The sequence below is a fragment of the Microcystis sp. LE19-10.1B genome (genome assembly GCF_027530565.1).
GTDB lineage: Bacteria > Cyanobacteriota > Cyanobacteriia > Cyanobacteriales > Microcystaceae > Microcystis > Microcystis aeruginosa.
On the sequence record NZ_JAPZQM010000449.1, the window covers coordinates 1 to 6,938 of the forward strand.

Annotated in this window: 6 protein-coding genes and 1 pseudogene; 5 read left to right on the plus strand and 2 right to left on the minus strand. The window is 42.0% G+C overall.

Going from position 1 to position 6,938, the window contains the following annotated elements; translation table 11 throughout:
- The 5 genes and pseudogenes from O9332_RS16385 to O9332_RS16405 all read left to right on the plus strand — a co-directional run.
- A pseudogene (locus O9332_RS16385) lies at positions 1–377 on the plus strand (ISNCY family transposase); the annotation flags it as partial.
- A 307-nt stretch (positions 378–684) separates the two neighbouring features.
- Complete coding sequence (locus O9332_RS16390) at positions 685–1,623, plus strand: ABC transporter substrate-binding protein (protein WP_288026462.1); 939 nt, start codon at positions 685–687, stop codon at positions 1,621–1,623.
- 152 nt (positions 1,624–1,775) lie between these two features.
- Positions 1,776–2,486 carry a response regulator transcription factor gene (locus tag O9332_RS16395; protein ID WP_288026464.1) on the plus strand — a complete coding sequence of 237 codons (711 nt, stop codon included), beginning with the start codon at positions 1,776–1,778 and terminating at the stop codon, positions 2,484–2,486.
- Positions 2,487–2,822: 336 nt separating this feature from the next.
- Complete coding sequence (gene dusA / locus O9332_RS16400) at positions 2,823–3,818, plus strand: tRNA dihydrouridine(20/20a) synthase DusA (protein WP_288026469.1); 996 nt, start codon at positions 2,823–2,825, stop codon at positions 3,816–3,818.
- 15 nt (positions 3,819–3,833) lie between these two features.
- The gene (locus O9332_RS16405) at positions 3,834–4,646 is read left to right on the plus strand and encodes a DUF362 domain-containing protein (RefSeq protein WP_288026466.1); all 813 of its coding nucleotides are present in this window, start codon (positions 3,834–3,836) and stop codon (positions 4,644–4,646) included.
- Positions 4,647–5,007: 361 nt separating this feature from the next.
- Here the strand turns inward: O9332_RS16405 and O9332_RS16410 are convergent, their stop codons facing one another.
- Positions 5,008–5,358 carry a Rieske (2Fe-2S) protein gene (locus O9332_RS16410; RefSeq protein ID WP_002761960.1) on the minus strand — a complete coding sequence of 117 codons (351 nt, stop codon included), beginning with the start codon at positions 5,356–5,358 and terminating at the stop codon, positions 5,008–5,010.
- An 8-nt stretch (positions 5,359–5,366) separates the two neighbouring features.
- The gene (locus O9332_RS16415; protein ID WP_002761962.1) at positions 5,367–5,948 is read right to left on the minus strand and encodes a DUF1997 domain-containing protein; all 582 of its coding nucleotides are present in this window, start codon (positions 5,946–5,948) and stop codon (positions 5,367–5,369) included.
- Positions 5,949–6,938: the final 990 nt, after the last annotated feature.

A 6,938-nucleotide genomic window follows, 5' to 3' on the forward strand; every position in this document is an offset into this window, starting at 1 on the left:
AGAGGGCGACTCAAGTCTCGAAGTTAATTGGTGTGAAGTGACTGTTATTAATGAAAAAACCCAGAAAACTATCTACCAAAATAATTGGATAACTAATCATAAAATCACGGAAAATAATGTCGAAGAAATTGTCAAAGCTGGGCGCAGCAGATGGAAAGTTGAAAATGAAGGCAATAACGTTCTCAAAAATCACGGTTATAATTTAGAGCATAACTTTGGTCATGGTCAGAATCATTTGTGCGAGTTCTTATTGTCTTTGAATTTACTAGCTTTTTTATTCCATACCGTTTTGGATTTAGTTAATTACACCTATCAAAAGATTCGTGAGCTATTAGTAACTCGGACTTCTTTCTTTAATAATATTCGTACCCTATTAAAATTTATTTGATTTAAGAATTGGTCGGAATTTTTCTCATTTATTCTCACCGAATATATCCCATTTAAAAAAGCAAATTCTAGTTAAAAATGTCAGAACTCTTGAAGGAGAAAAAGAAAGTTGTTTATAAAAAACTAAAGATTTTGTTAGAATTTCATCCAGATTTATGAGTTGAAATCGATTTTTCATGGACAAAGTTCTTAAAACCTGTCTATCTCTAGCGTTGGATGATAATTATCTGTCAAAAAATAATGCTTCTACACAAGTTCTCTATTTAAATAAGAGAATTTTATCTGACTTTTTTCAAAATGAGAATTGCTGGCAGAAAACTGATGGTTATCGTGGTTAATGACGATAATCAGCCGCAGATATCGAAAGAGGTAGCCAGTAAATTAGTCAAAAATCCCGATATTATCGCTGTTGTCGGTCATAATGCCTCCGATGCCAGTTTGGCCGCCGCTCCTATCTACGAAAAAGGCGGTTTGGTGATGATTTCTCCCACCTCCCTGGCTAATAATCTCTCCGGTGCGGGAAATTATATCTTTCGTCTGGTGGCTTCTAACGGCAAAATTAGGGAAAAATTAGCAAATTACATAGTAAATACTGCTAAAGTCCAGAAAATTGCTTTTTGCTACGATTCTCAAGCTCCTGATAATGTTTCCTTTAAAGATGAGTTGATGGCTAATGTGGCGAAAAAAGGCGGTCAAATTGTGCCGATTGTCTGTGATCTGAGTGTCCCCAATTTTAAGGCCGATCAAGCCCTTAATCAGGCGATTTCTGGGGGTGCTAACGGCCTATTTGTCGTCGCTCATGTTGATCGTCTCGATCCCGTTTTTGAGGTTATTCGCTCCAATCGTCAGCGTTTGCCTCTGTTTAGTAGTCCCACCCTCTACAATATTCGCACCCTCGAAGATGGCGGCAAAAACGCCCAAGGTTTAACCCTTGCCGCACCCTGGCACCCCTCGCTTAACCAGACTTTTGCCAATCTTATGCAGGAACAGTGGCGCGGTCCAGTTAGTTGGCGCACAGCCACCAGTTTTGACGCTACACGGGTGATTATTGCCGGTTTAAGGGAAAATCCTCAACGTCAGGGCCGACAATCGCTGCTGCGTTCCGCCAATTTTCATCAAACAGGGGCCACCGGAAAAATTAGCCTTGATCCCAATACTGGCGATCGCATCGGTCAACCGGTGTTAATTCAAGTGCGATCGACTCCCTCCGGTGAGCAGTTTGTCCCTTTACCTTGAAAAGTCCCCAGTCCACCAAAGTCGGGAGAGTTGGCAACTCTCCCCCCAAAAAGTCTCAAAAATTACAATTATTTCAATGTTCAACCCTGAGCAAGAAATGAATGGCTAATATGTTAAAATATGCCTAGATATTTGTAAACTTTTTCCTTTGTATGGATATCGTTATTATCGAAGATGAAATTGAAATCGCCCATTTGATTGAGCAAACTTTAGAGCGGGAGTCCTTTACTTGTCATCTGGCTTATAATGGTAGGGTAGGACTAGAACTATTTTATCAAAAGCAACCAGACTTAGTTATTTTAGATTTAATGTTACCCGAATTAGATGGACTAGAATTGTGTGCTAGAATTCGCCAAAAACCAGGGACAAAAGACCCCTATATTTTAATGTTAACCGCTAGGGGAGAAGAAATTGATCGCATTATCGGTCTATCTACGGGAGCCGATGATTACATGGTCAAACCCTTTAGTCCCCGGGAATTAACCGCTCGCGTAAGGGCATTATTAAGACGTAGTTTAAGACACGATAGTCAACCCCAGCAACTCCATCGCAGCCGTCATTTTCTGATCGACTTAGATCAACATTCTGCTCTTCGTAAATTGGAGGGAATGCCGGAGGAAACCCTCGATTTAACCACCTTAGAATTTAATTTATTAGCTACCTTTGTCAGTTATCCCAATCGCGTCTGGAGTCGCACCCAATTAATCGATAATCTCTGGGGAAATGATTTTTTTGGCGATGAAAGGGTAGTAGATACCCATATCCGACGCTTACGCAAAAAAGTAGAACCCGATCCTGCTAATCCGATCTTTATCAAAACTGTAGTCGGTGTCGGTTATAAATTTGAGGATGACATTATTTAGGAGCTGCTGAAAAAGTTTGTTGGTGGGGTTAGTAGTCAGGAGTCGGGAGTCAGTATTCAGGAGACGGTCGGCAGTATTCAGGAGATCAGTAGCTGGTTATAATTAAATTAAAAATAGATTTTAGGTTCGATCCCCCCTTAGTCCTAGGGTGAATTCATAGTAGGGTTGATTCATGAATCAACCCTACCCTTAGTCCCCCCTTGATAAGGGTGGTGTCTGATAATTTTTAACGCCTACCTACTTACCAAAAAGCTTTAAAATATGTTGAGAGGAAGACTGGTTATTCTCTGGGGTTCACCAGAGAATGTCCCGATCAGCGAAAAAATCAAGGGGAAAATGGGCAGTATTTTAAGTGTGGCGCCGATGATGGATTATACCGATCGCCATTTTCGCTATTTTTGGCGACAAATTAGCCTTCGTCCCCTTCTCTACACGGAAATGATCACGACGATGGCGATTCAACACGGCGATCGCTATAAGTTGCTGGGGTTCTCCCTAGCAGAAAAACCTCTAGCTTTGCAGTTAGGGGGTGATAATCCCTATCTTTTGGCAGAATGCGCTAAAATAGCCGAAGATATGGGTTATGACGAGGTAAATCTCAATGTGGGTTGTCCTAGTTCTCGGGTAAAAGAGGGCAATTTCGGCGCTTGTTTGATGGCTAACCCGGAATTAGTCGCTAGGGGAATATCGGCAATGAATCAAGCTGTATCGATTCCCGTGACTGTAAAACAGAGAATTGGCATTGATGATCAGGATAGTTACGAAAATATGGCTAATTTTGTCCGTATTGTTGCGGATGCGGGTTGTCAACGTTTTACCATCCATGCGCGTAAAGCTTGGTTACAGGGATTAAGTCCCAAGGAAAATCGCACCGTTCCCCCTTTACGTTACGATGATGTTTATCGCCTAAAAAATCAGTTTCCCCATTTGTTTATTGAAATTAACGGCGGTATCATTAATTTAGAACAGGCTAGACAACATTTACAATTAGTAGATGCAGTCATGATCGGTCGGGCAGCCTACGATAATCCCTATTTATTTGCCACAGTCGATCGAGATTTTTATGGGGAATCGGTTACTCCTCCTACCCGGGAAGAAGTAATCAAAAAAATGCTTCCCTACATCGATGAGTGGGTGAGTAAAGGTTATAAATTACACCAGATCAGCAAACATCTTTTACAGCTTTTTGCCGGTCAGCCCGGAACTAAGGCATGGAAGCGTTATATTAGTGAAAATAGCCATTTTCCTGGGGCCGATTCCGGGGTAATCTGGCAAGCTTTACAGCAGGTAAACTCCCTAAATGATCTGGCTAATCTGTCAGCTTCCCATTGATTTATTTTCTTTTCTATGATTACCCAATCCTCAATTACTGCCGGGGTAAAAAATTCAGCTATGGCGGATTTTGTTTATCAACCTCCCCCGGCAGCTATCACAGCTAAACGTATTTTAATTAAACCTAATTTAGGTTATCCTGTGACACCACCGGTAACGGTTAGTCTGCCGGTATTAAGTCAAGTTTTGCGGGGATTGAGGGGGGTAAATCCTGGGGCAGAAATCATCTTGGTAGAGGGAGTTTGTTCGGCTATTTCTTTGAGAGAAATTATCGATATTTTGGGAGTAAAATCTATTCTCGATCCTGGAATAACTATTCTTGATGCTGATAGTTTACCCCAGCAAGAATATCCGAATCTTTCCCCTTTTCCTGTCCGTTTTCCCTCGATGTTTGCCCCTACAATTATCGAAGAAGTGGATTGTCGGATCACGATTGGAACCTTAAAACGCACCCATTTAAAGGATAAACCCCTGATTTCTGCTTCTTTAAAAAATCTCTATGGACTCTTTCCCCGTAGTCATTATAAAGCCCGTAGTCCCAACTCGCGGGGGCAATTACATCGCCCCTCCGTACCGCTAATTTTACAGGATGTTTATTTTTGTATCGGTCATCTTTTTGATGGGGCAGTGGTGGACGCTAATCTCAAATATTTTAGTAGTAATTGGCGACCGGATCGAGGAAAATCTATTCCTGTCGGTCAGGTGTTTTGGGGTGATGATATGATTAGCGTGGATCGCAGTGCTTGTCTGTTAGGTGATGAACCGATGCCAAGTTATTTAGATGCGATCGATTTGCTTCGTTCTCAACTTTTAAACGGAACTAATTAGGGTTTGCTGAAAAAGTTTCTTGGTGGGGTTAGGAGTCGGTCGCCGGTCGTCGGGAGGGGAAGTCAGAATAACAGAATGACCTCGCGCAATCCTGTTTAAAAAATATACAGAAGAGTGGGGATCACTGGAGCGGGGTAGGGTTGATTCATGAATCAACCCTACCTGGAATCAACCCTACCTGGAATCAACCCTACCTGGAATCAACCCTACCTGGAATCAACCCTAGGAGCGGGGGAGGGGAACAGTCTATAACTGGGTTTTTACGGAAGCGATCGAGGTAGGGTTTGGCATTCTCCAAGATTACCCCATTGTCGAGTGAACTGCTCTTTAGGTTGCCCAAAAACCCCCCTCGGTGAAGATGTCAAGCGTCTATCCAGATGCTGCCGTCTTCGATGCGAAGGGGATAAACGGGTAAAGCTTGGGGTTGAGAAACTGCCGCCATCGCTTTGTTAACCACAGGGGGCCAGGTAATCCAGTCTTTGACAGCACCACTACAGAGATCAAAAGAACTACGATGCCAGGGACAAACGATCGCGCCGTCTTCGGTAATTTTGCCCTTCGTCATCGATAATTTTAAATGAGGACAACGATTACCGACGGCGTGGAATTGACCGTTATTGTTAATCAAGAGAATGGAACTGTCCCCCACTTTTACCACTTGACGGGCGCCGGGGGCAAGGGAATCTACAGATAATACTTTTGTCCAACTCATATTTTTATTTAACCAAGAAAGAGATCGAGAATGGTTTCGGGGTAATTTTGGGCAATAATGTCCTGTTTAGCCCATTGTTGGTAATCTTGCAACAATTGACTCATTAAACGCTGTTTAATCCGCAATAAAACCCCTTTTAAGAGGCTATTGCCGGCGATTTCTAACAGCGGACGCGGGGTTAACCATAATGGCGGTGGTAGGGCGACTTTCACCTCAAGATTGGCTTTTCCCGCTAGATAGGTTTGATTATTTTTTTCCACAGGAGCGAGTTTGCCTTTAACATTGAGGCTAAAGCGATCGTTGATATAATCAATACCTTTGATCTGACAGTCTTCTGATTGCAAAAATATCGTCCCCTCAGAGGTAGCCCAGACATTAAGAATAACCGTGGGCTGAAAATAGTACATATTCAAGAAGTTTAGGGGACGCATTTTTAGGCGAAACCGATTCTCGGACAAGTGTTCCGTTAAGTTAGTCTCAACGATAGCCTGTACTAATCTTTGCGGTTGACGCAGATAATGCTGAATCGGGATGGTTTGTTCAGCAACAACAATTTCTAGGGATTCGGCAGCGGTAAAAGTTACTTCCATAAGTTGGCTATCTTAAATTTGTCTCCCTTCTTAATTTTACTTTACAAAACTTATACTTTTCGACGGTCCAGATGTAGAAATTTTATCGCTAAGAGGGGACACAAACCAGATTTTTGCCCAAAGTGAGGCCATTTTCAGTGATCAGTGGGGGGTTTTAAGTCAACAGTGGGGGAGAAGGGGAATTATGAATTATGAATTATGAAGTGGGAAGAATAAATAAAAATAATCTCCTGACTCGGAGAATTCTAGCCCAATGGTAGATGTTGGATTTTTCCAGGAGTTCTATTTTCCGACAAAGATAAGCAAAAATTATCTATTGACTCCAACAGCTTGAGAATATTTAAATTAACATTCCGCAATATTTACAAATTCTTAAGAATTAATTGAGAAAAATTTTTATTTAACAACGATGTTGTCATGGTTACAGCGATTTGATATAATTTCATATTGGGCTATTTTGTGCTTTTTTGGGCAGCAATGGTTGAAACCCTTGCCACACCTACAAGGTAATCCTAATTAAAACGGGTAAATTAGTCAATTTCACCGACAACGATGATCTTTTTTTTGTGTAGTTTTATTGCAAAAAAAAAAGTTTTTTTGACAAAAAGCACAAAGTGTGATACGAAACGAACGTATTTCTGGCTGCCAGTAGTTATTGCAGAGTGGGAGTTGGGGAGAAGGGAAAAGAGAGAAGGGAGTAGGGGAATTATGAATTATGAATTGGGGAGATGGGTGATGGGGAGATGGGAAGTGTCGTGAAGTTAAGTCCAAAAGATCAACAGGCTCTACAATGATAACAAGTGAGACCTCTAGGGAAAGGAAAATAATCTTGACATCCTCGCCGCCGTAAAACGGACGGCGATTCCCAAACCTCACGATTTGGGTTTCTGCTTCTTTCCCTTGCGGGGTTCCGCACCTGCCTTAACAGATTTACTCTGTTCTGGTCTTATGGTCGCTCTACAGACTGACACCGCAAGCCCTGCGGCCAAA